Annotated in this window: 15 protein-coding genes; 6 read left to right on the top strand and 9 right to left on the bottom strand. The window is 66.8% G+C overall.

Annotated elements, in window-relative coordinates:
* Positions 1-91 precede the first annotated feature (91 nt).
* From DLM85_RS07380 to DLM85_RS07420, 9 genes are all read right to left on the bottom strand, one after another.
* Entirely contained in the window at positions 92-856 is a 765-nt protein-coding gene (locus tag DLM85_RS07380; RefSeq protein ID WP_111477393.1) for an SDR family NAD(P)-dependent oxidoreductase, read from the bottom strand.
* A 161-nt stretch (positions 857-1,017) separates the two neighbouring features.
* Positions 1,018-2,442: a glycoside hydrolase family 28 protein gene (locus DLM85_RS07385; protein ID WP_111477394.1), complete on the bottom strand. Its 1,425-nt coding sequence runs from the start codon at positions 2,440-2,442 to the stop codon at positions 1,018-1,020.
* Between the two features lie 321 nt (positions 2,443-2,763).
* Positions 2,764-4,284, bottom strand: a complete 1,521-nt coding sequence (locus DLM85_RS07390; RefSeq protein WP_111477395.1) for a sialate O-acetylesterase — start codon at positions 4,282-4,284, stop codon at positions 2,764-2,766.
* Between the two features lie 147 nt (positions 4,285-4,431).
* Positions 4,432-5,526: a glycoside hydrolase family protein gene (locus tag DLM85_RS07395; RefSeq protein WP_111477396.1), complete on the bottom strand. Its 1,095-nt coding sequence runs from the start codon at positions 5,524-5,526 to the stop codon at positions 4,432-4,434.
* A 155-nt stretch (positions 5,527-5,681) separates the two neighbouring features.
* Positions 5,682-8,576, bottom strand: a complete 2,895-nt coding sequence (locus DLM85_RS07400) for a glycosyl hydrolase (protein ID WP_111477397.1) — start codon at positions 8,574-8,576, stop codon at positions 5,682-5,684.
* A 311-nt stretch (positions 8,577-8,887) separates the two neighbouring features.
* A complete protein-coding gene (locus DLM85_RS07405; protein ID WP_111477398.1) occupies positions 8,888-10,087 on the bottom strand; it encodes a glycoside hydrolase family 88/105 protein in 1,200 nt (399 codons plus the stop codon).
* A 146-nt stretch (positions 10,088-10,233) separates the two neighbouring features.
* Positions 10,234-11,469 carry an oligogalacturonate lyase family protein gene (locus tag DLM85_RS07410; RefSeq protein ID WP_111477399.1) on the bottom strand — a complete coding sequence of 412 codons (1,236 nt, stop codon included), beginning with the start codon at positions 11,467-11,469 and terminating at the stop codon, positions 10,234-10,236.
* A gap of 41 nt (positions 11,470-11,510) precedes the next feature.
* Complete coding sequence (locus DLM85_RS07415; RefSeq protein WP_111477400.1) at positions 11,511-12,305, bottom strand: polysaccharide deacetylase family protein; 795 nt, start codon at positions 12,303-12,305, stop codon at positions 11,511-11,513.
* A gap of 416 nt (positions 12,306-12,721) precedes the next feature.
* Positions 12,722-13,276 (bottom strand): NUDIX hydrolase, encoded by a 555-nt coding sequence (locus tag DLM85_RS07420; RefSeq protein ID WP_111477401.1) that lies wholly within the window; start codon positions 13,274-13,276, stop codon positions 12,722-12,724.
* Between the two features lie 168 nt (positions 13,277-13,444).
* Here DLM85_RS07420 and DLM85_RS07425 point away from each other — a divergent pair, with 168 nt between their 5' ends.
* The 6 genes from DLM85_RS07425 to DLM85_RS07450 all read left to right on the top strand — a co-directional run bounded on the left by DLM85_RS07425 (position 13,445) and on the right by DLM85_RS07450 (position 24,145).
* Positions 13,445-15,298 (top strand): site-specific DNA-methyltransferase, encoded by a 1,854-nt coding sequence (locus DLM85_RS07425; RefSeq protein WP_165822043.1) that lies wholly within the window; start codon positions 13,445-13,447, stop codon positions 15,296-15,298.
* Positions 15,299-15,476: 178 nt separating this feature from the next.
* Positions 15,477-17,114 carry a pectate lyase family protein gene (locus DLM85_RS07430; RefSeq protein WP_111477403.1) on the top strand — a complete coding sequence of 546 codons (1,638 nt, stop codon included), beginning with the start codon at positions 15,477-15,479 and terminating at the stop codon, positions 17,112-17,114.
* Between the two features lie 138 nt (positions 17,115-17,252).
* A complete protein-coding gene (locus DLM85_RS07435; protein ID WP_111477404.1) occupies positions 17,253-18,704 on the top strand; it encodes a sialate O-acetylesterase in 1,452 nt (483 codons plus the stop codon).
* 114 nt (positions 18,705-18,818) lie between these two features.
* Positions 18,819-19,712, top strand: a complete 894-nt coding sequence (locus DLM85_RS07440; protein ID WP_111477405.1) for a sugar phosphate isomerase/epimerase family protein — start codon at positions 18,819-18,821, stop codon at positions 19,710-19,712.
* Between the two features lie 467 nt (positions 19,713-20,179).
* Positions 20,180-20,872, top strand: coding sequence for a DUF3826 domain-containing protein (locus tag DLM85_RS07445; RefSeq protein WP_111477406.1), 693 nt, complete (start codon positions 20,180-20,182; stop codon positions 20,870-20,872).
* 51 nt (positions 20,873-20,923) lie between these two features.
* Positions 20,924-24,145: a SusC/RagA family TonB-linked outer membrane protein gene (locus DLM85_RS07450; RefSeq protein ID WP_111477407.1), complete on the top strand. Its 3,222-nt coding sequence runs from the start codon at positions 20,924-20,926 to the stop codon at positions 24,143-24,145.
* Positions 24,146-24,158 lie beyond the last annotated feature (13 nt).

Genomic DNA, 24,158 nt, shown 5'->3' on the forward strand with positions numbered 1-24,158 from the left:
CAACGAGAAGAATACTATCGAGCAAGATTGGCTTGCGCCGTCCTTCGGTTCCTCGACTGCGCTCGGAATGACGTTCTGCTGGGTTGCAAAGTCAATTATTCAGCTTGATGAAGCCGCCGTCGAGCGGGTAGTCGCAGCCGGTGACGAAGCCGGCTTCGTCGGAGCAGAGGTACAGGGCCAGGGCGGCTACTTCCTCGGGCTTGGCCATGCGGCCGATGGGCTGGCTGGCGGAGAGCTTCTCGAACATTTCCGCTTCCTGGCCGGGGTAGTTCTTGGCGATGAAGCCGTCGACGAAGGGCGTGTGCACGCGGGCGGGCGAGACGCTGTTGCAGCGGATGCCGTGGGCCATGTAGTCGCGGGCGACGGACATGGTCATGGCGAAGATGGCGCCCTTGCTCATCGAGTACGCCAGGCGGTCGGCGAGGCCCACGTGGGAGGCAATGCTGGCCAGGTTCAGGATGGCGCCCGCGCCCTGCTGCTTCATGCGCGGCACGGCCGCGTGCAGGCAGTTGTAGGCGCCCTTCACGTTCACCTGGTACACGCGGTCAAGGTCGGCTTCCGAGGTGGTTTCCACGTTGCCGACGTGGGCAATACCGGCGTTGTTCACGAGGATATCCACCCGCCCGATGGCGTCGAACACGGCCTTCACCTGCGGCTGCTGACTCACGTCGGCGGCGTGGGTGTGGGCCGTGCCGCCGGCCGCACCGATTTCGGCGGCGGTGGCCTGGCCGGCGTCGGCGCTTAGCTCCAGGATGTGGACGGTGGCGCCCTGGCGGGCAAACAGCAGGCTGATGGCCCGGCCGATGCCCGAGCCGCCGCCGGTAATGACGGCCGTCTTGCCGCTTAGGTTGAACATGAGAGGTGGGGTTGTTGGGGGATTCTAGAAGGTCATGCCGAGCTTGTCGGGACACCTCGCGGGCTGATGGCAGGTAATAACCTCAACGAGAAGGTTACTATCCAGCGAGATGTCCCGACAAGCTCGACATGACATTCTGGTCTGATCGTGCAATGATTGACTTAGAATTTCATATCCGCGCTGTTGGTCACGGCGACGGGTTCCTGGTCGTCGGCTTTCACGTCGAGGCCTTTGATGCTCCAGCCCCGGGCGTGGTCGATTTTGCCGGCGGTGGCGCCCGTGATGGTAATGTTTTCCAGCGTGAAGTTGTCGAGCACGGAATTGGGCAGGCCCTCGGCCGACACGGCGGTTTTGGCGCCGGTGGCGCGCAGGTTGCGGATGGTCACGTTGCGAAAGTGCGGCAGGCCCTGCTCGGGCGTCACCTGGGCCAGCATCTTCTTCCAGTGCTCGGGCAGCGTTTCCTGGGTGTAGCCGGCGGGCAGGGTGGAGTAGCTGTAGGCCGGGTTCCAGTTCATGGTCATGATGATGGGCACGCGTACGGCGTCCATCTCGATGTTTTCGACCAGGATATCCTCCACCGTGCCGCCGCGGTTGGTGGCCGACTTCAGCCGGATGCCGTACTTGGTGCCCTTCGCTTTCAGGCCGCGGGCAATGACGTGGCGGATGCCGCCCGACGTCTCGGAGCCGCAGGTAAAGAGCCCGTCGCCGGCGCCGGCCACGCAGTTCTGAATCAGAATGTACTCGGCGGGGCGGTTCACGCGCAGCCCGTCCCAGTCGCGGCCGGCTTTCAGGCAGAAGTTGTCGTCGTTGCAGTCGATGTCGCAGTTCTGCACCAGCACGTAGCTCGAGGAGTCGATGTCGATGCCGTCGGTGCTCGGGCCGTGGCCGCCCACGTTGTTGCGGATGACGAGCCCGTCGGCCGTCACGTTCTTGGAGTAGAGGATGTGGACCGTCCAGAAGCCGGCGCGCTGCAGGGTGATGCCCGTGAGCGTGACGTTGCTGGAATTGGCCACGATGAGCGTGCGCGGGCGCTTGGCGTCGTAGTCGACAATCCAGCGCAAGCCCTTGGCGTCGTACTCCTTGCGCATGGCCCAGTACTTGTCCCAGAACGGCTTGCCCTGCCCATCCACGGTGCCTTCGCCGGTAATGGCGACGTTGTCCTGGTTGAGAATATTAATGAGGGCAGCGGGCCACACCATTTCGATGCCGGCCACGCGGGAGGGCATGTCGGGGTAGTCTTTGAGGTCCTGGCTGCCGAGCAGGGTCACGCCCTTCGGCAGGTTCAGGGTGACGCCTTTCTTGAGGAAGATCGAGCCGGTGAGGTACTGGCCGGGGGCGAAGGTGACCACGCCGCCTTTCTTGGCCGCCGCGTCGATGGCCTTCTGAATGGCCTGGGTGTTGAGGGTTTTGCCGTCGGCCACGGCGCCGTACTTGGTGACGAGAAACGTGGCCTTGCCCGCGGGCTGGGTTTTGGCACCGGTCTGCTTCACCCAGTCGGGGTCGGCGGCGGGCGGGGGCGTGGCGGCGGGGGCGTGGCTGCCGAGCCAGGCCAGCAGGGGCAGCAGGAGGTTGAGGAGGGAATGCATGGCGGGCGGGCTTGGAGCGGACGGGAGCGGGAGTTCTGGCTGGTGCCCTCGGAACGGCAGGTGACGCTGCCGCTCCGGGTGTCGGACCGGAGCCGCGGGCTGCCAGCCAGAACGATTCCCTCGCCGGCAAGTTGGGCGCCGACCGGCCCGGCACCTTCCCGCACCCTCCTGCTATCCGGCATTTCGGCGGGCGCCGCTGGTGCCCCGCCGCCGAAAATTACCGGCCCGCGGCCACCGCCGGCGGCGTGCTGGCGCGTCATTGCACGAAGCTGACGCCGCCCCGCAGCCGACCAGCCGCAAATTCGCGGCCCTACCGCCGGCTCAGCGGCGGCGCCACTGGTCGGTGCGGAAGGGCGAGGCGGGCAGACCGGCGGCGTTGTAGAGGTTGGGGAAGGGCACGGGTTTCCAGGCGAAGCGCACGGCAACGGGCTGCTGCACGGCGGGGCTCCACACCACCAGCTCCCGGCCCTCGATGCGGGCCTGGGCGGGGTGAAACACGCTGTCGGGGCCGGCGACGAGGAACTCGCGCAGCGGGCCGCCCTGCGCGACGAGGCCGCCGTCGGCGTGCTTGAAGCGCAGGCGCAGCCGGCCGTTTTCGGGCTGCATGCGCTCGTAAATCGGGCCGGAGTACGGGCGCTGGGTTTCGCCGTATTCGCGGGCCAGGGCCCACTGCGCGAGGCGGTGGCCCACCACCTGCTTGTTGCGCGGGTGAATGTCGAGGGAGTCGCCCGCGTCGGTGATGACGGCCATGCCGGTGCGGGGCACCGTCTGCATGGTCAGCAGCTGGGCTTCGCGCAGCTCGGGGCGGGCGGAGCGGTGCGGGGCAATCTGCACGAAGTAGAACGGCAGCTCGGGCCGGCCCCACTCCTGCCGCCAGCTCCGGATCAGGGCCGGAAACAGGCGGCGGTACTGGTAGCCGCGCTCGGCGTTGGTTTCGCCCTGGTACCAGATGACGCCGCGCAGGGCGTAGGGCACCAGCGGGTGAATCATCGCGTTGTAGTTGCGGTAGGGCGCCTTGTTGCTGGTGGGGCCGAGGGGCTCTTTCGGGGCCGGCAGGCGCAGCTGCGGGTTGGCGGCTTGCTGCGCCCGGTATTGCTGCCGGGCGGTTTGGTAGGCGGCGTAATCCTGCGGGTAGGTGTCGAGGCCGCGCTGGTAGCGCTCCACCAGGGGGCGCAACTCGGGGTCGGCTTCCAGCACTTCGCGGCGCATCCAGGCCTCGGCCGGGGTGCCGCCCCAGGTAGCGTTGATCAGCCCGATGGGCACGTGGGTGCGCTCGTAGATTTCCTGAGCGAAGAAGTAGGCCACGGCCGAAAACTCGCCCACCGTTTCGGGGCTGCACACGGCCCAGCTGCCGCCGGGCACGTCGCGCTGCGGCTCGGCGGCCGTTTGCGTCGTCACCGTGAACATGCGGATCTGCGGGTAGTGGGCCCGGGGCTTCACCGCCGCCTCGTTGACGACGCCCGAATAGGAGCTGCTGCCCGGCCGCCTGCTGATGGGGAAGACCATGTTGGACTGCCCGCCGCACAGCCAGACTTCGCCCAGCAGCACGTTCTGCACGGTCAGCCGGTTCTTGCCCTGGAAGGTGAGCGTGTAGGGGCCGCCGGCTTTGGCCGTGGGCAGGCGCACCAGCCAGTGGCCCTGGGCGTCGGCGGTGGTTTGCACGGGCTGTTTCGCCCAGCCGGCCGTTACCGTCACCCGCTCGCCCGGCTCGGCCCCGCCCCAGAGCGCGACGCTGGTTTTCTGCTGCAGCACCATGTTGTTGGCGAAGAGCTTGGGTAAGGTAATGTCGGCGCGGGCGGGCAGCGCGAGCAGCAGGGCGGCGGGAAGCAGGCGGTGGAGCATGGCGGGAAGCAGAACGTGTCGTAAGCGTCGTAGCGCGAAACGAAGTTCGGCGCCAGCCAAGCTCTGCTTCGCCAATGCAGCACGACCATCGTTGAAACCGTTTGGTGACAATCGTTCGAGCGTAGCGCGAAGCTCCGCTCGAACGGCTCAGATAATTTTAAACACGAACGACGAGGCCGTCATGTAGCGCCCGCCCTGCGAGGCGCAGAACAGGTACTCCGGCTTGCCGTCCTTCATCAGCAGTTGCGGGCGCTCCAGGCGGCCGTAGCGCTTGAGGTTTTTGGGCGCGGGCGGCTCCTGCACGCCGTACGCGCGAAGGGGCAGGAAGGCCACCTTGGGGTAGCGCCACTGCCGGCCGTCTTTGGAGTCCAGGTACAGCCCGACTTCGTGGTTGTACACGCCCATGTCGCGGGCCAGCAGGTGAAACCGGCCGTGCTGCTGCCACACGAAGGCGTCCTCAAACTGCTTGTTCTGCGCGTTGTCGCCGAGGCGCGAGAAGTCGATGACGGGGTTGCCGGCGAACTTCCGGTAGGGCCCTTCGAGGCGGTCGGCCACGGCCAGGCCGTACTTGCGGTTGCCGCGCACCACGGGGTCCTTGCTGGTCTGGTATTCCCGCGTGTTCCACGATTTGTAGTAGAGCCAGTACTGCCCGTTGGGGTGCCGCACGAAGGCCGGGTTGGTGGTGCAGTGGTCGTCCCAGGCGCCCTCGTCCCCGGGCAGCAGCAGCGGGGCGTCGGGGCGCGTCCAGGGGCCTTCCAGCCGGTCGGCCAAAGCCAGGCCGATGCGCTTGGTGTCGGTCTTGCCGTTGGCGCAGCCCATAAAGAACAGCGCGTACCGGCCGTCGACGTACTGAATGTGGGGGTTGTGGCAGGTGGTGGCATCCCAGTAACCCGGGCCGCGCGGGGTCAGCACGGTTTGCTGGTACACGTAGGGGCCCTCGGGGCGGTCAGCCACGGCCCGGCAGATTTCGCAGCTGTTCAGCCAGCCGCCCATGCCCCGGCTCTTCGGCCAGCGCGAAAAGAACAGGTGCACGCGCCCGTCGGGGCCGTAAATCGGGCTGTTGCACCACACGAAGTAGTCCTCCATTTCCAGCACCCGCCCGAGGGGCCGCAAGTGCCTGCTGAACCGGGCCAGGCTGCGTTTGGGCAGCAGCAGGGAGGGCTTTTCGTCCCGAACGAAGCCGGCCCAGGCCCGCGCAAACGGCGCCAGGGCCAGGCCGGTGAGAAAGGTGCGGCGGTTCATGGTGTGGGCCTCTCCCTAGCCCCTCTCCTTGGGGAGAGGGGAACTAGTTTCTAGTGTCAGCTAAAAGCCAGTTATCAGGAAGAGAATAAGTTAAGAGGTAGAAACTAAAACTAGCTCCCCTCTCCTTCAAGGAGACGGGGCTAGGGGGTGAGGTTTCACTGCAGCTTCTCGGCCCGGGCCGTGGTAGGCGTCAGCGTCACCGGCCCCAGCAGGCCCGACTCCCTGGGCTCCCACCGGGCGGCGGTAAAGAGCCCCTTGTCGTCGCGGTTTTCCTTGAGTTTGGCGGCTAGGTTCACGTTGTAGAAGTGGCGGTACTCGACGCCGCGCTTGTCCAGGTCGATGATGCGGTTGGCCATGCCGTTGCTGACGAGCACCGTGAGCGTGTTCGAGGCTTTGAGCTGCTCCCGGGGGATGAACATCTGGTAGGTCGGGCCGATGAGCGTGCCCAGGTCCTGGCCGTTGAGCTGCACGCGGGCGCTCTGGGCCACCCGGCCCAGATCGAGCAGCCAGCCATCCGGGGCTGCGCCGGCGGGGGCCGCGAAGGTGGTGGTGTAGGCGGCCGTGCCCGAAAAGGCCCGGGCCGCGTCGCTGAAGGCGGTCCACGAAGTCAGGGCTCGGGTTTCCGCGGGGGCCGGCAAGGTGGGGCCGCCCGCCACGAAGCGCACGCTCCAGGGGCCCGCCAGGGGCTGGGCGGCCCCGGCCGGCCGCAGGTAGGCGTAGGCCGGGGCGCTGACCGGGGCCTCGTTGGTTTCCAGGATGCACGACTCGCCCGGGGCCAGCTGCAGGTACACTTCGGGCGTGCCCTGGGCGCCGGGGCGCAGGCCGGCCATGCCCAGCTTTTCGGTGAGCGGGTTGTAGAGGGCCACGGCTTTGGCGGCCGTGTGCAGCGGCACCCAGCCGTCCACGGCCTTGCCGCTCCAGTTGGTCACGAAGTAGTAGTGCCCCTGGGCGTGGCGGCGGCGAATAAACTCCAGCCCGGTGTCCACCATGGTTTCGCGGCGCACCCCGGCGGCGGCCAGCAGCGGCTCCACGTCCGCCCCCACGAGCACCGTGCCCTTGCCCACGGCAGCTTTCTGCACGCCGTTGCTTGCAGCCCCCAGTTTGATCTGCCCGAGCAGCTTCTGGAAAGCGGCGCGGCGCGCGTCGAGGTTGCCCAGGCCGTTGACGTCGGTGGGCAGCCCGCCCTGGAATACCACCGTAGCGCCGCCCCGGGCGAGTTGCACCAGCTGCGCCAGCGTGGCCAGGGGCACGAGGCGGGCCGCCGGCACCACGATGGTGCGGTAGCTCGTGCCGCCGGTTTGCAGCGCGGCGCCGCGGCCCTTCAGCTGCTGCACCTGCCGGTCCGAAATAAAGTCGAAGCCGTAGCCGCGCCGGAGCAACTCCTCGCCGGTCTGGGCCACGGGCAGGCCCTTGAAGCCGTGGTCGATGCCGTCGTAGTGCTGCAAGAGCAGCTTGGCGCGGTCCACGTCGGCCGGGGCGGGTTGCTTGTTGGGGCGGGCGAAGGAGTCGTAAGTGGGCAGGTAAAGCAGCACGTCGTGGGCGGGCTGGCCGGCCTGCAAAAAGCTCTGGCAGTGGGCGGCGTAGCGGTTGAGCTGGCCGAAGTCGGGCCAGAACGAGTTGTTCGGGTTGAAGTGCACCGCGGCGTAGAACAGCCAGCCCGGCCAGGCGGCGGCCTGGGGCGAGTAGTTGGTGCCGTGGTAGAAGATGTGGTTCACGCCGCCGAGCAGCATGCGGTCCACGGCCTTTTTCACGTCGCTCAGGGAGGAGAGGAAATGGTCGTTTTCCCAAGTGGCGGTTTCGGCCGAGGTCAGCGGCTTGCCCGTCACGTGGGCGGCCGAGGAGGCAAACTTGATGCGCAGCAGGTCCTCCCCTTCCGTCTCGGGAATGTCCGTCACGGCGTAGAGGTCGAGGATGTTGGCCGGGGAGCCGTGGGCCTGGTTGCGGATGAGCGCGTCGTGGGTGCGGGCCCAGTCGCGCCAGGTGCGGGTGTAGTTTTCCAGCAGCAGCTCCGACACGGTTTCGCGGTAGTCGCTGAGCACGCGGCGGTTCTGCTCGTCGTCCGGGGCCTTGCCCAGCAGCGCGGGCAGGTGCTGGCGCAAATCGTAGCCGCGGCGCCGCTGAAATTCGGTGAGCAGCTGCGGGGTCCAGTTGGCCTCGCCCTGGGCGTCGTCCACCTCGTAGGAGTCGTTGAAAAAGGCGCGCACGGCCTTCAGGTCGCGGCCCTTGAAGGCCTGATCGAAATGGCGCAGGTAGTTGTCGGTGGCGGTTTTGGAGAGGTGGTCGATAACGTCGCCCTCCCCGCCCGGGCCGGCGCGCTCCACCTGCTTGCCGTGCCAGCCCTGAAACAGGGCGTAGAGCGTCCAGCCGCTCCCCGCGGGGGCCGTCCAGCTCAGCTTGCCGTCGGCACCCACCTTGCCGGTCAGGTCTACGGCCTGGCCCTTGGCGGAGTAGGCCATCAGCGTCTGCAGCGGCAGCGGCTTTTCGAAGCGCACTTGATCGAAGGCGTGGAGCTGCAGGTCGGGGTTGCGGGCCACCGGCTGCTGCATGGTCTTCACGTCCAGGGGCGGGCCCACGGCGCGCATCATGGGCTTCTGCAGGTAACGCACGGGTTCCGCCAGCTGCCCGCCGCCCGGCACCTCGTAGGTGCGGTAGGTCACGTACTTGCAGGCGTCGTCGGGGCTCACCCAGGGCCCGCCGAAGGGCCAGCCGGAGGCCTGCGCCACGTCGATGCCCAGGCCCAGGCGCTGGGCCTCGCTGAGCGTGTAGGCGAGCATGTCGACCCACTTGGGCGAGAGAAAGTCGATGAACTGGCTTTCAGCGCCCTTCACCCCGTAGATGGTCGTAATTTCCAGCCCGCCCAGCCCGGCCTGCTGGTACTGCGTCATCAGCCGGGTGAGGTCCTGCTGGTTCACGGCGCTGCCCTCCCACCACCAGCGCGTCCAGGGCTTGGCTTGCTGGGTAATGGCCGGCCACTTCGGCGCCTGGGCCCGGGCGGGCGTTTGAGCCAGCGCGGCGGCAAGAAGCAGGGAAAGGGCGAGGGTGTTTTTCATGTGGGAAGGCGGATTCGGGTATTGAGGCGCCAGCGTTGCGTCTAGCTTTCTGCCTGAGTGGGAGCGGCGTCAAGGCAGTTGGATTCAGGACCAGAATCGTACTCCTACTCCTGGCCGTCATGCTGAGCCCCGCGAAGCATCTCTACCGCTTCGTCAGATACTATTCAACGAAGCGGTAGAGATGCTTCGCGGGGCTCAGCATGACGTTCTAATCAGCTCAACGACGTATGCGAGATGTCTCGGCCCCTTGCTTGATGCGCAACATGCTCGACATGACGTTCCATTCAGCTGCTTAGCGCACCTTTTCAGACCTAGCTCTTGGCCGCCGCGGGCGGGTTGTCGACCAGCTTGTACAGCTCCGTGCCGGCCAGCAGCAGGCAGCCCAGGCCGTAGTCCTCGAAGTCGGGCCGGGAGTCGTAGGTGACGGGCTGCCCGTCCTTGGGCTCTTTGCCGGTGCCCTGCACGTAGCCCAGGAAGCCGTCCTTGTGCACGCACTCCGAGGCCAGGGCCGTCCACGCTTTGGTGATGATGGGCAGGTACTGCTTGGCGTCGAGCAGGCCCTGGTTGATGCCCCAGGCCATACCGTAAACGAACAGGGCGGTGCCGGTCAGTTCCTTGCCGCCGAAGTGCGTGGGGTCGTGCAGGCTCACGTTCCAGTAGCCGTCCGGGCGCTGCAGCCGGGGCAGGGCCTGCACCATGCGCAAATACATCTGCTGGTACTCCGCGCGGTGCGGGGCATTCGGGGGCAAAATACTGAGCGTGCGCACCATGGCCGCCACCACCCAGCCGTTGCCGCGGCTCCAGTAGCAGTCCTCGCCGTTGGGCTCCTTGTAAGGCGGCACGAAGTCCTTATCGCGCCACCAGAGGTTGTCCTCGGGGTTGAAGAGGCCGTTGCCGCCGTGCCGGGTTTTGGCGTAGTCGTAGAGCTGGAACATCTTCTCGAAGTATCGCTCGTCCTGGTACATAACGCCCAGCCGGGCAAACACCGGCATGGCCATCTGCAGCGCGTCAATCCACCACCAATCGTCCACCTGCTCGGTTTGCAGCATACGGTCGATGCTGGCCTTGATGTCGCGCACGCGCTCGGGCTGCGGGTCGATGGCGTGCAGGTCGAGGTAGGTCTGGCCGCAGCACTGGTTGTCGGCATTGCGGGTTTCCACGCCGCGGTTCAGGCCCCACTGGTGCTTCTGGCCCCAGTCCACGGCGTAGTCGTAGTAGCGCTTCTGCTTGTCCACGCCGTACAGGGCCATTAGCCCCTCGTAGTACACGGCGCGGGTCCAGATGTTGCTGGGCCGGGCCTTGTTGGTCACGATTTCCTTGCCCGTATCCGGCCACTTCTGCATGAAGTAGCCGTTGGTGAGCGTCAGCACTTTCAGGATATCCTTTTTCCGGGGCAGCTTGGCCGGTTGCTGGGCCGCGCCGGCCCAGTCGGGCAGCAGCAGGCCGGCGCCGAGCAGACCCAGCGACTGGGCGAAGGTGCGGCGGGTTATCGGGGCAGAAAAGGAATGCATGGTTATCGGGGGCTGTAGAGCCGCCTGTTTGCGACTCAATCGTGAACTGCGTTGATCTTCGATTGCTGATGTTGTTAAAACCGGGGCGGCGAAGGCCGTTAGTCCAGGTGTCCAGCGTTCTGGCGCCGAGACGCAAGGTCGCGTCTCTACGACGCCGCTTTGGCTATTTCGACCGCGTATACCTGGCTCTGACCCTCGAAATTGGCGCGGAAGATCAGCCACTTGCCGTCGGGCGAAAAGTGCACGTTGGGCTCCAGGTGGTAGTTGTGCCGGGCCAGGTTCACCAGCTTTTCGGCCTTGAAGGTGGAGCCATCGGGCCGAAACAGGTAAATCCACTGGCCGTTGGGCGAGTGCGCCACCGAGGTCGGGTAGCCCCCGTCGCCGGCAAAGGTTTTCTGGTCGGGCGCGGTGGTGTAGTGCACCGACCACTCGTCGCGCGTCAGCTCGTACTTCCGCTCCTTGCCCGATTTCAGGTCGGTGCCCGTCACGAAGAAGGTGGCGCCGCGCGGCAGCTGGTGGTCAAACCAGATGGTCTTGCCGTCGGCCCCGAACCACTCGTGGCCGGCTATTTCGCGCTCCATCGTGCGCTTGTGCACCAGCTTCACCTCTTTGGTTTTGGTGTCGATGGTCCAGATGCGGTCCACCAGCTCCCAGGGTCCTTCGTGGCAGAACATGAGCAGGTGCGGGTCCGTGGGCGAAAACTGCACGTGGTTCAGCCAGGCCGTGTCGGTGAAAAGCTTGGTGAGCTGCCCGCCCTCGGTGCCCACAGTGAAGAGGGTGCGCGGCAGCCGGGCCTCGTAGATGCGGCGGAAGTAGTCCTTTTTCTCGGGGTACTGCCGCGAAATTTCCTTTTCCGCGTCGCTGCTCCAGGCCCCGCCCAGCTGGGTCTCGTCGGCGTTCAGGGTGGTGATGCTGGCCCGAAAATCCTGCGGAAACACGAACACCAGCCGCGTCCGGCGCGTGTCGACGTGGGTGGCGTAGACCGAGTCGCCGGTCTGGTAAAACACCTCCCGCAGCTTCGGGGCCACGATTTCGCCGCTCACTTTCGGGAAGTAGCGCGTCAGCGGAGTCACCTCGTGGGTTTTCAGGTCGAGCAGCCGCAGCTGCTTGCCGCGCGCGTCGGTGTGGTAGAACACCATCCGCTCCCCGCCCCTGCCCGCGAGAAAGGGCCGGTTGTGGAAGTAGAAGCTGGCGTTGTCGCCGTCGAGCGGGGTGAGGCGCCGCACGCGGTGGCCCGTGTCCTGGTCGATCCACTCGGCGGCGGGCATGGGCTGCTGGCTGCCGGTGACCAGGCGCTGCTGGGCCCGGGCGGGGGCGCCGGCCAGCAGCCCGCCGAGAACGGCCAGGATGCCAAGGCGGCGGTGGCTTGGTGCTGCAAACATGAGGTCGGGCGGGGGTTGGGGGAGGTCGTGAAGGAGCAGAGTCAATTGGCGGCCGGCTCGGGCGGCAGGTAGCGGGCCAGGTCGCGCAGGGCCACCACGCGGTAGTGGTGGCTTTTCAGGTAGCGCAGGTATTCCTCGAACAGCGCGGGCGGCGTGCTCACCCAGTCGTGGGCTGTATCGGGCACGCCGTGCAGCGTGAGCACTGCCACCCGTCCGTCGCGGGCCTGCGGCAGCGCGGCCAGGATGTCGGCCCGGTTGGCGGCGCCGGTGCTGAAGCTCGGGATAAGGCGCCGGTCGTCGCGGGCCGGGTCGTAGGCGCGCACGCGGCCCTGCTTAGCGCCCCCGGCCCGCGCCAGCGTGTAGCCGCGGGCCCGCAGCACCGCCAGGGCCGTGGGGTGGGTGTCGTAGCCGGGGTAGGCAAAGGACGTGGGCCGCCGGATGCCGTAGCGGCGGCAGCGGTCCTCGATGGAGTCCAGCTCGGCGCCCAGCTCGGCGGCCGTCAGCTTGTTGACGTGCCGGTGCGTGAGCGTATGGCTGCCGATTTCGAAGCCCTGCCGGTCCAGCTCGCGGGTCTGCGCCCAGCTCATGTAGCGGGTGGTGTCGGCGAAGGGCGGGTCGCGAAACTCGCACACGAAAAAGGTGGCGCCGAAGCCGTACTGGCGCAGCAGCGGCGCCACGTAGGTCGCGTGGCTGCGCACCGCGTCGTCGAAGGTGAGGACCACCAGCCGCTCGGGCACCCGGCGCGGGCCGTGGGCGGCGCCGGCCGTCAGCAGGCCAGCCACCAGCCCCAGCGCGGCGGTGCGCACACAAACCCGGACGGAAGCAGCGAAGCCCATGCGCGGCGGACGTTAAACCTGCCCCAATAGAGCAAACCGCTGCGGCGAAACTCTCCTGTACTCTGCGGTGCGGCCACCGAAGAAGTGGGTGGTTACTAACCAGGCCAGCCCTAGCAGACTTAGCGCCGCTCAGCTGTGGTCGGTGGATGGGAGAATCAGAACGTCATGCTTCATCTGGTGTCCGCTTGTCGATGCATCCACCGCTTCGCCCGATAGTAAAATCACTACCGGCCATCAGCACGCGAGATTGGCTACGCCTTCCTTCGGGTCCTCGACTTCGCTCGGAATGACGAACTGAGAAAGAGCCTAAGCGGTAGATGCTTCGACTGCGCGGACGCCAGATGAAGCATGACGTTCTATATGCGTCCGCCTATTGTTAGCTTACCCGGCCTGCAGGCCATTCCCGCCCCACCCGCTCAACGGCCCAGCCGGCGCAAAGCCAGCAGGCACAGCGCCACCGAGCCGGCCACCCGAATGCGCCCGCCGAGCACCCACTGTTCCAGCTCGGCCAGCGGCACGGTCAGCACTTCGATGTTTTCCGTCGCGTCGAGGTGCTGGGCGGCCACGCGGCGGGCGTTGCGGGCGAGGAAGAAGTGCAGCAGGTTGGTGTCCTTGGTAGGGTTGTCCGATACGTTGAGCACCCGGTCCAGCTCGTCGGCGGCGTAGCCGGTTTCCTCCAGCAGCTCGCGCCGGGCGGCGGCCACCGGGTCGGTTTCGCCGGGGTCGATGACGCCCCCGGGCAGCTCCACGAACACGTCGGCCGCGCCGTGCTTGTACTGGCGCACCAGCACCACCTGCTCGTCGGCGGTCAGGCAGAAAATCAGCACCGCGTCGGGCCGCTCGCTCACGAAGTAGTCGTCCAGCTCCTCGCCCGAGGGCAGGCGCACCCGGTCGCGGCGCAGGCGGTACCAGCGGTGCTCGAACACCAGCTCGGAGCCAAGTACTTGCCAGGGTTTGATAAGAGCAGCCATAACAGCGGAACGGGCCTGATGAGCCGGCAAGTTACGCGCCGCCGGCCCGGGGCCGAACGCCGGCCCGCGCCGGCATTGGTGCAGTTTGCCCGATATTGCGACCTGTTAGGGCCGCCCCGCGCGGTCCGGCCTCTTTCGTCCGGCGTTTCGCGCGCCGCTATTTGCCCCGTGCCCGCCCGCTCCGCTCCCCCCCCGCCGCCTTCCGCTGACGTCACCGCCGCCAACCGGCAGCAGCTGCGCCAGCTGTTTCCCGAAGCCTTCCGCGCGGGCCGGCTCGACGTGGACGTGCTGCGCCAGCTGCTGGGCGAAGCCCCCGCCGACGAGGAGCAGGAGCACTACGGCCTGAGCTGGCACGGCAAGCGCGCCGCCCGCCAGCAGGCCCTGCAGCCGCCCGCCGCCGCCCTGCACCCCGCCCCCGCCGATAGCCTCAGCTGGGACAGCACCCAGAATCTGGTGGTGGAAGGCGACAACCTCGACGTGCTCAAGCTCCTGCGCCAGCAGTACGAGGGCCAGGTCAAGCTGATTTACATCGACCCGCCCTACAACACGGGCAAGGACTTCGTCTACCGCGACAATTACCAGCGCAGCCGCCGCCGCCACCGCCAGCTCACCGGCCAGCCCGAGGCCGGCCCCGCCGCGCCCGCCGACGCGGCCGAAACCGCCGGCCGCCTGCACACCGACTGGCTGAACCTGATGTACCCGCGCCTGCACGCCGCCCGCCACCTGCTGCGCGACGACGGGGTGCTGTTTGTCTCCATCGACGACAACGAGCTGGAAAACGCCCTGCAGCTGCTCAACGAGCTGTACGGGGAGGAAAACCGCCTGGCCATCATCTGCCACAAGGCCCGCGCCTCGGTGTCGAACGACAAGATTATTTCGGCCAGCCACAACTTCATCCTGCTCTACGCCAAGGACCGCGCGCGCATCCACGCCCGGCGCGCTGCCTTCGGCCTGCCGCCCGATCTGGCGGGCTTCACCCACTACGACGGGCGCGGGGCCTACAAGCTGGCCCCGGTCGACGGGCCCGGCGGGGCGGCCAAGGGCAACCCGCACTACACGTTTCTGGGCGTGACGGGCTACTTCCGCTTCGCCCCGGAGCGCATGCAGGCCATGTACGAGCAGGGCCTGATCATCAAGGCCGGCAACGGCTTGCAGCAGAAGCACTACCGCCACGACGCCGAGCGGGTGCGCAAAACCGACACCACCTGGTGGGACGATAAGTACTACACCGCCACGGCCACCGCGCGCCTCAAGGCCCTGATGGGCGCCGACGTGTTCGACGCGCCCAAGCCGGTGGAGCTGGTGGAGCGTATGCTGCAGCTCTGGGCCCGCGACCCAGCCGATTTGGTGCTCGACTTCTTCGCCGGCTCGGGCACCACCGGCCACGCCGTGATGAGCCAGAACGCCCAGGACGGCGGCACGCGCCGCTTTATCCTGGTGCAGCTGCCCGAGCCGCTGGACCCGGCCAACAAGGACCAGTGCGACGCGGCGGCCTACTGCGACCAGCGGGGCCGCCCCCGCACCATCGCCGAGCTGACCAAGGAGCGCCTGCGCCGCGCCGCCGCCCAGCTGCGCGCCGCCCACCCCGCTACCACCGCCGACCTGGGCTTCCGCGTGTACCGGCTGGCCGAAGGTCCGGCCGCAGCCCCCAAGCCGCGCAAACGGTCGGCTGCACCGGCCAAAGCCCCAGCGGCCCCGCCGGCCGCGGCCACCCTGCCCGAACTGCTGCTGCACCTGGGCCTGCCCCCGGGCACCGCCGTGGAGCAGCGCGAGGTGGCGGGCTACGCGCTCTACGCCGTCAATGGCGGGGCGCAGCTGGCCTGCCTGGCGCCCCGCCTGGCCCCGGCCGAGCTGGAAGTGCTGGCCGGTCACCTGGCGGCCTGGCACGAAGAGCTGGCCCCCGGCCCCGGCACGCAGCTGCTGGTGCGCGCCCAGGCCTGCCGCACGGCCGAGGCCCGGCGGCGCCTGGCCACCTGCCTGGAGCAGGCCGGCTTCGGGGCGCAGCAGCTGCGCTGGTTGTAGCAGCGCGCCAGCCCCTTGCGCCCGCCGCCGCGCCCCAATTCTACAATCTTTGCCCGCGCTGGTGCCCTGCTTATAAGGCGGCCATGCTAAGATGCTACAGAGGGTCGAAAAAATGGTATACGGTGCCGGCCCGCGCAGCCCCGACCTTTAGCCCCGATCAAACCAGTCTTTCCCGCCCATGAAAACGCCCGTTGCTTTCCTTGCCAGTCTAGGTCTCTTCTTGTCGGCCGCGCCGGTGGCGCTGGCCCAGTACCCGCAGATTCCGCCGGACGTGCAGAAGGCCAGCGACGAGCTGATGAAGGAAGCCCGCCGCCAGTCCGATCTGGCCTGGGCCAAGGCCTACCCCATCATTCAAAAGGAGCAGCGCGAGGGCAAGCCTTACATTCCGTGGGCGGCCCGCCCGATTGACCTGCCGCAGTCCCCGATTCCGGCCTTCCCCGGTGCCGAGGGCGGCGGGGCGTACTCCTTCGGCGGCCGCGGGGGCAAGGTCATCGTGGTGACCAGCCTGGAAGACAGCGGCCCGGGCACGCTGCGCGAGGCCTGTGAGCAGGGCGGCGCCCGCACCGTGGTGTTCAACGTGGCCGGCATCATCCGGCTGAAGTCGCCGCTGATGATCCGGGCGCCCTACATCACCATTGCGGGGCAGTCGGCCCCCGGCGACGGGGTGTGCGTGGCCGGCGAATCGGTCTGGATCAACACCCACGACGTGATTATCCGCTACATGCGCTTCCGCCGCGGCGAAACCAACGTGGGCCGCCGCGACGACGCCATCGGCGGCAACCCGATCGGCAACATCATGATTGACCACGTCTCGGCCAGCTGGGGGCTGGACGAGAACATGTCGATGTACCGCCACATGTACAACGACAGCACCGGCATTGCAGAGCAGAAGCTGGGCACGGTGAACATCACCATCCAGAACAGCATCTTCTCGGAGTCCTTGGACACCTGGAACCACGCTTTCGGCAGCACGCTGGGCGGGGAAAACTGCACCTTCATGCGCAACCTGTGGGCCGATAACGCGGGCCGCAACCCCTCGATTGGCTGGAACGGGGTGTTCAACTTCGCCAATAACGTGATGTTCAACTGGGTGCACCGCTCGACCGACGGCGGCGACTACCGGGCCCTCTACAACATCATCAACAACTACTACAAGCCCGGTCCCTCCACGCCGCAGGGCACCAACATCGGCCACCGCATCCTGAAGCCCGAATCGGGCCGCAGCAAGCTGAAGTACCAGGTGTACGGCCGCGCCTACGTGGCGGGCAACATCGTGGAAGGCAACGACAAGGTGACCAAGGACAACTGGGACGGCGGCGTGCAGGTGGAAGAGCTGCCCAACGCCGGCAAGTACATGGCCGACATGCGGGTGAATGCGCCGCTGCCCATGCCCCAGATTACCATTATGCCGGCCGATAAGGCCTTCGGCTACGTGCTGGAAAACGCCGGCGCCACCCTGCCCAAGCGCGACGCCGTCGACGCCCGCGTGGTGGAGCAGGTGCGCACCGGCAAAATCAACGCCCTGCCGAACGTGAAGCTGCCCGAAACGCAGTTCAAGCACCGCCGCCTCCCCATCGACTCCTACAAGCAGGGCATCATCACCGACATCAGCCAGGTGGGCGGCTACCCCGACTACAAGGGCACGCCCTACCAGGACTCGGACAAGGACGGCATGCCCGATCAGTACGAGAAGAAAAACAAGCTGAACCCCAACGACGCGGCCGACGCCCGGCAGGTGCGCGGCAAGGAGGGCTACACCAACATCGAGGAGTACCTCAACAGCCTGGTGGCCGTGAAAAACGTGAAGCCCTCGTAAGGACGGCTTCTGATAGTAAGCGTCATGCTGAGCTTGTCGAAGCATCTCTACCGCTTCGTTGCGTCGTTCGGGAGAGATGCTTCGACTGCGCTCAGCATGACGTTCTGTTTTACCCGATTTCTGCCTACTCCTGCCCGCATGAACCTCCGTCCGCTCGTCCTGCTGCCCTTCCTCGCCCTGCCCCTCGGCGCCGCCCAGGCGCGGGTGGTGCTGCCGCGGGTGCTGGGCCACGGCATGGTGCTGCAGCGCGAGAAGCCGGTGCCCATCTGGGGCTCGGCCGCACCCGGCGAGGCGGTGACGGTGCAGTTCCGGGGCCAGCAGCAGCGCACCGCGGCCGCCGCCGACGGGCAGTGGCGGGTGACGCTGCCGCCCATGCCGGCCAATGCTACCGGCGCCGAGCTGCGCATCACGGGCACGAACGTCATCCGTTTAAAGGACGTGCTGGTGGGCGAAGTCTGGTTGTGCTCGGGGCAGTCGAACATGGAGTACACCATGCGCAAGAGCAGCAAGGCCACGGTGCCCCCGCAGCCCGAGCCCAACCCGCAAACCGAGCTGGAACGCGCCCACAACCCACAGCTCCGTATTTTCCTGGTCAACCGCAAGGAGCTGGCCCGGCCCGATTCGCTGCACCGGGGCTGGAGCGTGGCCCAGGATTCGGCCCTGCGCGTCTTCTCGGCGCCGGCCTATTTCTTCGCCCAGGAGCTGCAAACCAAGCTCGGCGTGCCGGTGGGCGTCATCAGCTCGGCCGTGCCGGGCAGCCGCATCGAGCCGTGGATTGCGGAGGCGGCCTTCCAGGCCGACAGCTACTACCAGCCGCCCGTCGGCGGCGACCCGGGCAAGTTCTACGAGCCCATGATCCGGCCGCTGGTGCCCTTCGCGCTGCGCGGCTTCTGCTGGTACCAGGGCGAGTCGAACTGCTTTCTGGCCGAAACCAGCAGCTACACGCATAAGATGCAGACGCTGATCAGCAGCTGGCGCGCGGCCTGGCAGGACGCCGAATTGCCCTTCTACTACGTGCAGCTGGCCCCGTTCAAGTACTCCGAATCCAAGGAGCCCAAGCAGCCGCTGACGCCCGAGACGCTGCCCCTGTTCTGGGAAGCCCAGGAGGCGGTGCTGGCCACGGTGCCGCGCACGGGCCTCATCGTGGCCACCGACCTGGTGACCAAGCTCGACGACATTCACCCGCCCTACAAGTGGCAGATCGGCCGGCGCCTGGCCTCCCTGGCCCTGCACGACACCTACAACCGCCGCGAGGTGGCCGCCGCCGGGCCGGTGTTTCAGAGCCTGCGCCTCCGGGGGAGCCGCGCCGAAATCAGCTTTCGGCCGCTGCAGGGCCGCCTCGTGAGCAAGGACGGCCAGCCGCTGACCGGCTTCACCGTGGCCGGCGCCGACGGCCGGTTTGTGCCCGCCGAGGCCCGCATCAAGGGCAAGCGGGTGCTGGTGTCGGCCCCCGCGGTGGCGCGGCCGACGGCCGTACGCTTTGCCTGGCACGAGGCATCCCAGCCCAACCTGTTTTCCAGCGCCGGGCTGCCCGCCCGGCCTTTCCGCACCGATAAGCCCGCCGCCGCGCTCAGCCACGCCGCCCGGTAGCGGTGGGGGTCGTCCGGGTAGTCTGCATCGCCTGCGTCGTAGCGCGTAGCCCCACTATGCGCTACGACGCAGGCGCCCCCCCGTCCACATTTCCCACATTCCGCACATTCCCCGATGCCTTCCCGCCGCGACTTTCTTGCCTCCTCCCTGCTGGCCGCCGGTGGCCTGCTGCTGCCCCGCCCGCTGGCGGCGCTGGCCCGGCCCCGGAAGCTCACCTATAAGATTGCCGTGGTGGACCTGATGATTCTGAAGCGGCAGAAGCTGGGCGCTTTTCAACTCACCAAGGACATCGGGGCCGACGGCGTGGAGGTGGACATGGGCGGGCTCGGCAACCGCGACACCTTCGACAGCCAGCTCAGCAACCCCGACATCCGCCAGCAGTTTCTGGCCAAGGCCAAGGAGCTGAACCTGGAAATCTGCTCCCTGGCCATGACGGGCTTCTACGCCCAGTCCTTCGCCACGCGCCCGACTTATGAGCGCATGGTGCAGGACTGCATCGACACGATGAAGCTGATGAACGTGCCGGTGGCTTTCCTGCCGCTGGGCAACCAGGGCGACCTGGTGAAGAACCCGGAGCTGCGCCCGGCCATTGTGGAGCGGCTGCGGGTGGTGGGCCGCATGGCCGAGAAGGCCGGCGTCGTCGTCGGCATCGAAACGGCGCTGGACGCGGCCGGCGAGGTGCAACTGCTCAAGGACATCGGCTCCAAGCACGTGCAGAGCTACTTCAACTTCTCCAACGCGCTCAAGAACGGCCGCGACCTGCACCAGGAGCTGCGCACCCTCGGCCGCAAGCGCATCTGCCAGATCCACTGCACCGACGACGACGGCGTGTGGCTGCAGAACAACCCGCGCCTGGACATGAAGCGCGTGAAAGAAACCCTGGCCGACATGGGCTGGCAGGGTTGGCTGGTGATTGAACGCTCGCGCGACGCCACCGACCCGCGCAACGTGAAGAAGAACTTCGGGGCCAACACGGCTTATATGAAGTCCATCTTCCAGGCTATCTGACGCGCCTTTGCGGCCGACCGGGAGCCCGGAACAGCGCCGGGCCGCCCCGGGCTGGCCGGCGCGCCATTTATCCGGCAGTGGGCTGGAACCATTACTCTAGCATCTTGGCTTTGGCATAGCCAGTGAGTAAGTGCTTACCGGGTTGCTACCGCCCATCGATGCCGCTATTCTTGCCCGTCACCGTCGCAGTGCCCGATTTGCGCCGCCGTTTAAGCGTAGCGCGCTCTATTTCAGCTACTAAATTCCGCCGTTCGGATAAACCGCCGGTGGGTTGTCCCGGGGGCTGGCTAACCTTGCACGGCCGCCGCGGCCGCCCGGTTTGAGGGGCTTTTTTGCCGGATATTACCCCCAAAGCGGCCGGGGGTGCAACGGCATGACAACATTGTATAATAAGATGGTTAAAAGCTGCATTCCGCCGCAGCCTGTGGCTAGTAATTTGGTCCCACTACAGTAGTCCCTACTTGCCCATGAATCTCTTGCTCAGAAGCTTGCTGCTCGCCGCCCTGCTGACCACCGGCTCCGCCGCCCTGGCGCAGGCCCCCGTTTCGCAGCCGACCGAGTCGAAGGAAGCCGCCTACACCCGCACCATCACCGAGCGCGCCGACAAAATCGTGGCCAAGCTCGAGGGGCTGAAGCCGGCCAAAACCACCAAGGTGCGCGACATCATCGTGGCGCAGTACCGGGCGCTGAACGAGATTCACGAGGGCCGCAAAACCCAGCTGGCCGCCCTGAAGGCCCAGAACCCGGACGAGGCCACCAAGAAGGCCGAAACCGACAAAATCGAGGCGGCCACCACGGCTTCGCTGGAGCGGCTGCACCCGCAGTTCCTGCAGAAGCTGGGCCGCCAGCTTTCCGCCGCCCAGGTGGATCAGGTGAAGGACGGGCTGACCTACGGGGTGCTGCCCATCACGGTGCGGGCCTACAACGACATGCTGCCCACCCTCACCGAAGCCCAGAAAGCCCAGATCCTGACCTGGCTCACCGAAGCCCGCGAAAAGGCCATGGACGCGGGCACTTCCGAGCAGAAGCACGCCTGGTTTGGCAAATACAAAGGCAAAATCAACAACTACCTATCCGCCGCCGGCATCGATATGAAGCAGGCCGGCAAGGACTGGGAGGCCCGGCGCCAGCGCGCCGCCGCCGACGCCCAGGGCCGGTAAGCCCCCCTCCCTCCCCGACACGCCCACTGCTTTCCCACACACCAACCTCATATGAAAAACCTTTTACCCACGCTTCAGGCGCCCGGTAGCGCCCCGCGCCTGGCCGGCGCCCTGCTGAGCGGACTGCTGGTTGGGGCTACGGCCGCCACGGCGGGCACGCCCACGACCCCGCCCGCCTCGACCACCGATGCGCAGATCAACGTGAACATCACCGGCACGGTGCGCGACGCCAAGGGCGGCGCGGTGCCCGGCGCGAGCGTGGTGCTGAAAGGAACCACCACCGGTACGTCGACCGACGCGCAGGGCGTGTTCCGCATCAACGTGCCGACCGGCACCGAGACGCTGGTTGTCAGCTCGGTGGGCTTCAAGAAAATCGAAATTGCCATCGGCGGCCGCACCACCATCGACGTGACGCTGGACGAGGAAACCTCGTCGCTGAACGAAGTGGTGGTGGTGGGCTACGGCACCCAGACCAAGCTCAGCCTGACCGGCTCGGTGGCGCCGGTGGACATGCAGAAAATCCAGGACCTGCCCGTCGGCTCGCTCTCGACGGCCATTGCCGGCCAGCTGCCGGGCGTGGGCGTCTCGGGCGGCACCGGTCGCCCCGGCGACGCGGGCCAGATTACCGTCCGCAACCCCCAGCTGCTCTCCAAGGACGGCGGCACGCTGCGCCCCCTCTTCGTTATCGACAACGTGGTGCGCACGGAGGAGGACTTCAACCTGCTCGACGCCTCCGAGGTTGACGCCATTACCATCCTGAAGGACGCCGCCGCCGCTATCTACGGCGCCCGCTCCAGCCAGGGCGTGGTGGTGGTGACGACCAAGCGCGGCAAATCCGGCGCGCCCAAGTTCAGCTACAACACCTCCGTGGGCGTGACCGACGCCGTGCGCCTGCCCTCGATGATGAGCGGCGTGGACCACGCCCGGTACCTGAACACGGTGAACCTGACGGCCGGCAAACCGATTACGGATCCGCTGATCTACACCCCCGACGAGCTGGAGTACTTCAGCCAGAACAACTACAACTGGCTGCAGGAAGCCTGGAAACCCTCGCTGCTGATGCGCCACGCGCTGAACGTGAGCGGCGGCTCGGAGCGGGCTACGTACTTCGCCGGCATCAGCTACACCGGCCAGGACGCCAACTTCCGCAACATCAACTCCAACAAGTGGACGTTCCGCGCCAGCACCGACGTGAACGTGACCAAGGGCCTGAAGCTGGGCCTCTCGCTGAGCGGGGACTTGGCGCAGAAGCGCATGTACTACCTCAAGCAGGGCGGCGAAAGCCCGGAGAAGGACATGCAGTCGTTGCTCTTCACGCCGCAGTTCAACCAGCCCTACGTGAACGGGCTGCCGGTGCTGCTCTCCAACGCCAGCAACGTGAACACCACCGACGCGTTCCACTTCTTTGAGGTGCAGCGCTCGAACAACTACACCGCCACCCGGGGCACGGGCCTGAACCTGACGGCCAACCTGGACTACGAGCTGCCGTGGGTGAAGGGCCTGAAAGTGCGCGGCTTGTTCAGCAAGACCATGGACAACAGCTTCGGCAAGCAGTACGGCACGAAGTACAACGTGTACCGCTTCTCGATGCTGGGCCAGAACAAGCACATCTACGGCGGCGACGTGCTGAACGCGGTGTCGCTCAACAACGGTGACCGGGTCCGCATCAATCCCAGCTACTACGACAGCTACCAGCTGAACGGCTACGTAACCTACGACCGCGACTTCGGCAAGCACCACGTATCGGCCATTGCCTTCTACGAGCAATCGGAGCTGCACACCGACGACGTGGCGGCCATGGCCGAGGGCGCCATCGTGGGCGGCCTCGACAACATGCGCTACGCCACGGGCGTGCAGACGACCTCGGAAACCGAGGGGGAAAACGGCCTGGTCTCGTACGCCGGCCGCCTCAACTACAGCTTCGCCAACAAGTACCTGCTGGAGTTTGCCATCCGCCGCGACGGCTCGACCAACTTCGCGCCGGGCTACCGCTGGGGCACCTTCCCCTCGCTGTCGGTGGGCTGGGTGATTTCGGAAGAGGGCTTTTTCCGCGACAACGTGCAGTTCGTGAACATGCTGAAGGTGCGCGGCTCGGCCGCCCACATGGGCAACGACGCCACCAAGCCCTACCAGTGGCAGACCAACTACGCCACCCAGACGGGCCGCGGCTTTGTGGCCGGCAACAGCGACATGGGCCTGGTCATCACTCCCAACAGCACGATGGCCAACCCCTTCGTGCAGTGGGACGACGTGAACAAGTTCAACGCTGGCCTGGACATGCAGTTCCTCGAAAACCGCCTCTCGTTTACGGGCGACGCGTTCTTCAACCACCACTACAACATGCTGACGGGCCTGAGCAGCTCGGTGTCGCAGCTGGTGGGCGCCACGGTGCCGTCGGAAAACTACGCCGTCGTCAACGCGTTCGGCTACGAAGTCTCGCTGGGCTACAACGGGCAGATCGGCAACGACCTGAACTACCGCCTCAACTCGTTCTTCACCTGGAACGACAGCAAGAACATCAAGGTGGACGTGGACAAGGGCCGGGTGGGGACCTTCCTCGACCCGAACGGCCGCTCCGGCGACCCGGGCGTGCTCGGCTACCGCTACCTGGGCATGTTCCGCAACCAGGAAGAGGTTAACGCCTGGCGGGAGCTGTACCCCAACTACACCATCTTCGGCGAAGTGCCCCGCCCGGGCATGCTCTACTACGAAGACCTGCGCGGCCCCAAAGACCCGGTCACGGGCCAGTTCACCGCTCCCGACGGCAAAATCACCGAGGACGTGGACGTGGAGTACCTCACCAAGAAGGCCAACAACCACTACTCGGTGGGCCTGAACCCCTCCATCACGTACAAGGGCCTCTCGGTGGGCTTCACCATGGGCGCCTCCTTCGGCGGCCAGGCCGTGCTGGAATCGACGGCCCGCTCGCAGGCCACGCTCACGGCCAACCGCCCCGCCTTCTGGGCCGACCACTGGGCGCCCGACAACCAGGGCGCGGAGTACCCGAACCCCTACTACAAGGACAACTACAACAAGACCTCGTCCTTCTGGTTCCGCAGCTCCTTCCAGGCCGGCATGCGCAACGCCAACATCTCGTACAGCTTCCCGAGCCAGCTGATCGGCAAGGCCGGCATCAGCAGCCTGCGGGTGTACTTCGTGGCCATCAACCCGGTGAACTTCTACAATCCCTACGACTTCAAGGTCTACTCGGGTTCTTACGACGCTTACCCCACGCTGCGCTCCATGTCGCTGGGCTTGAACATCGGCCTGTAACCCTTTCCCACCC

Source organism: Hymenobacter edaphi (assembly GCF_003258365.1).
Lineage (GTDB): Bacteria > Bacteroidota > Bacteroidia > Cytophagales > Hymenobacteraceae > Solirubrum > Solirubrum edaphi.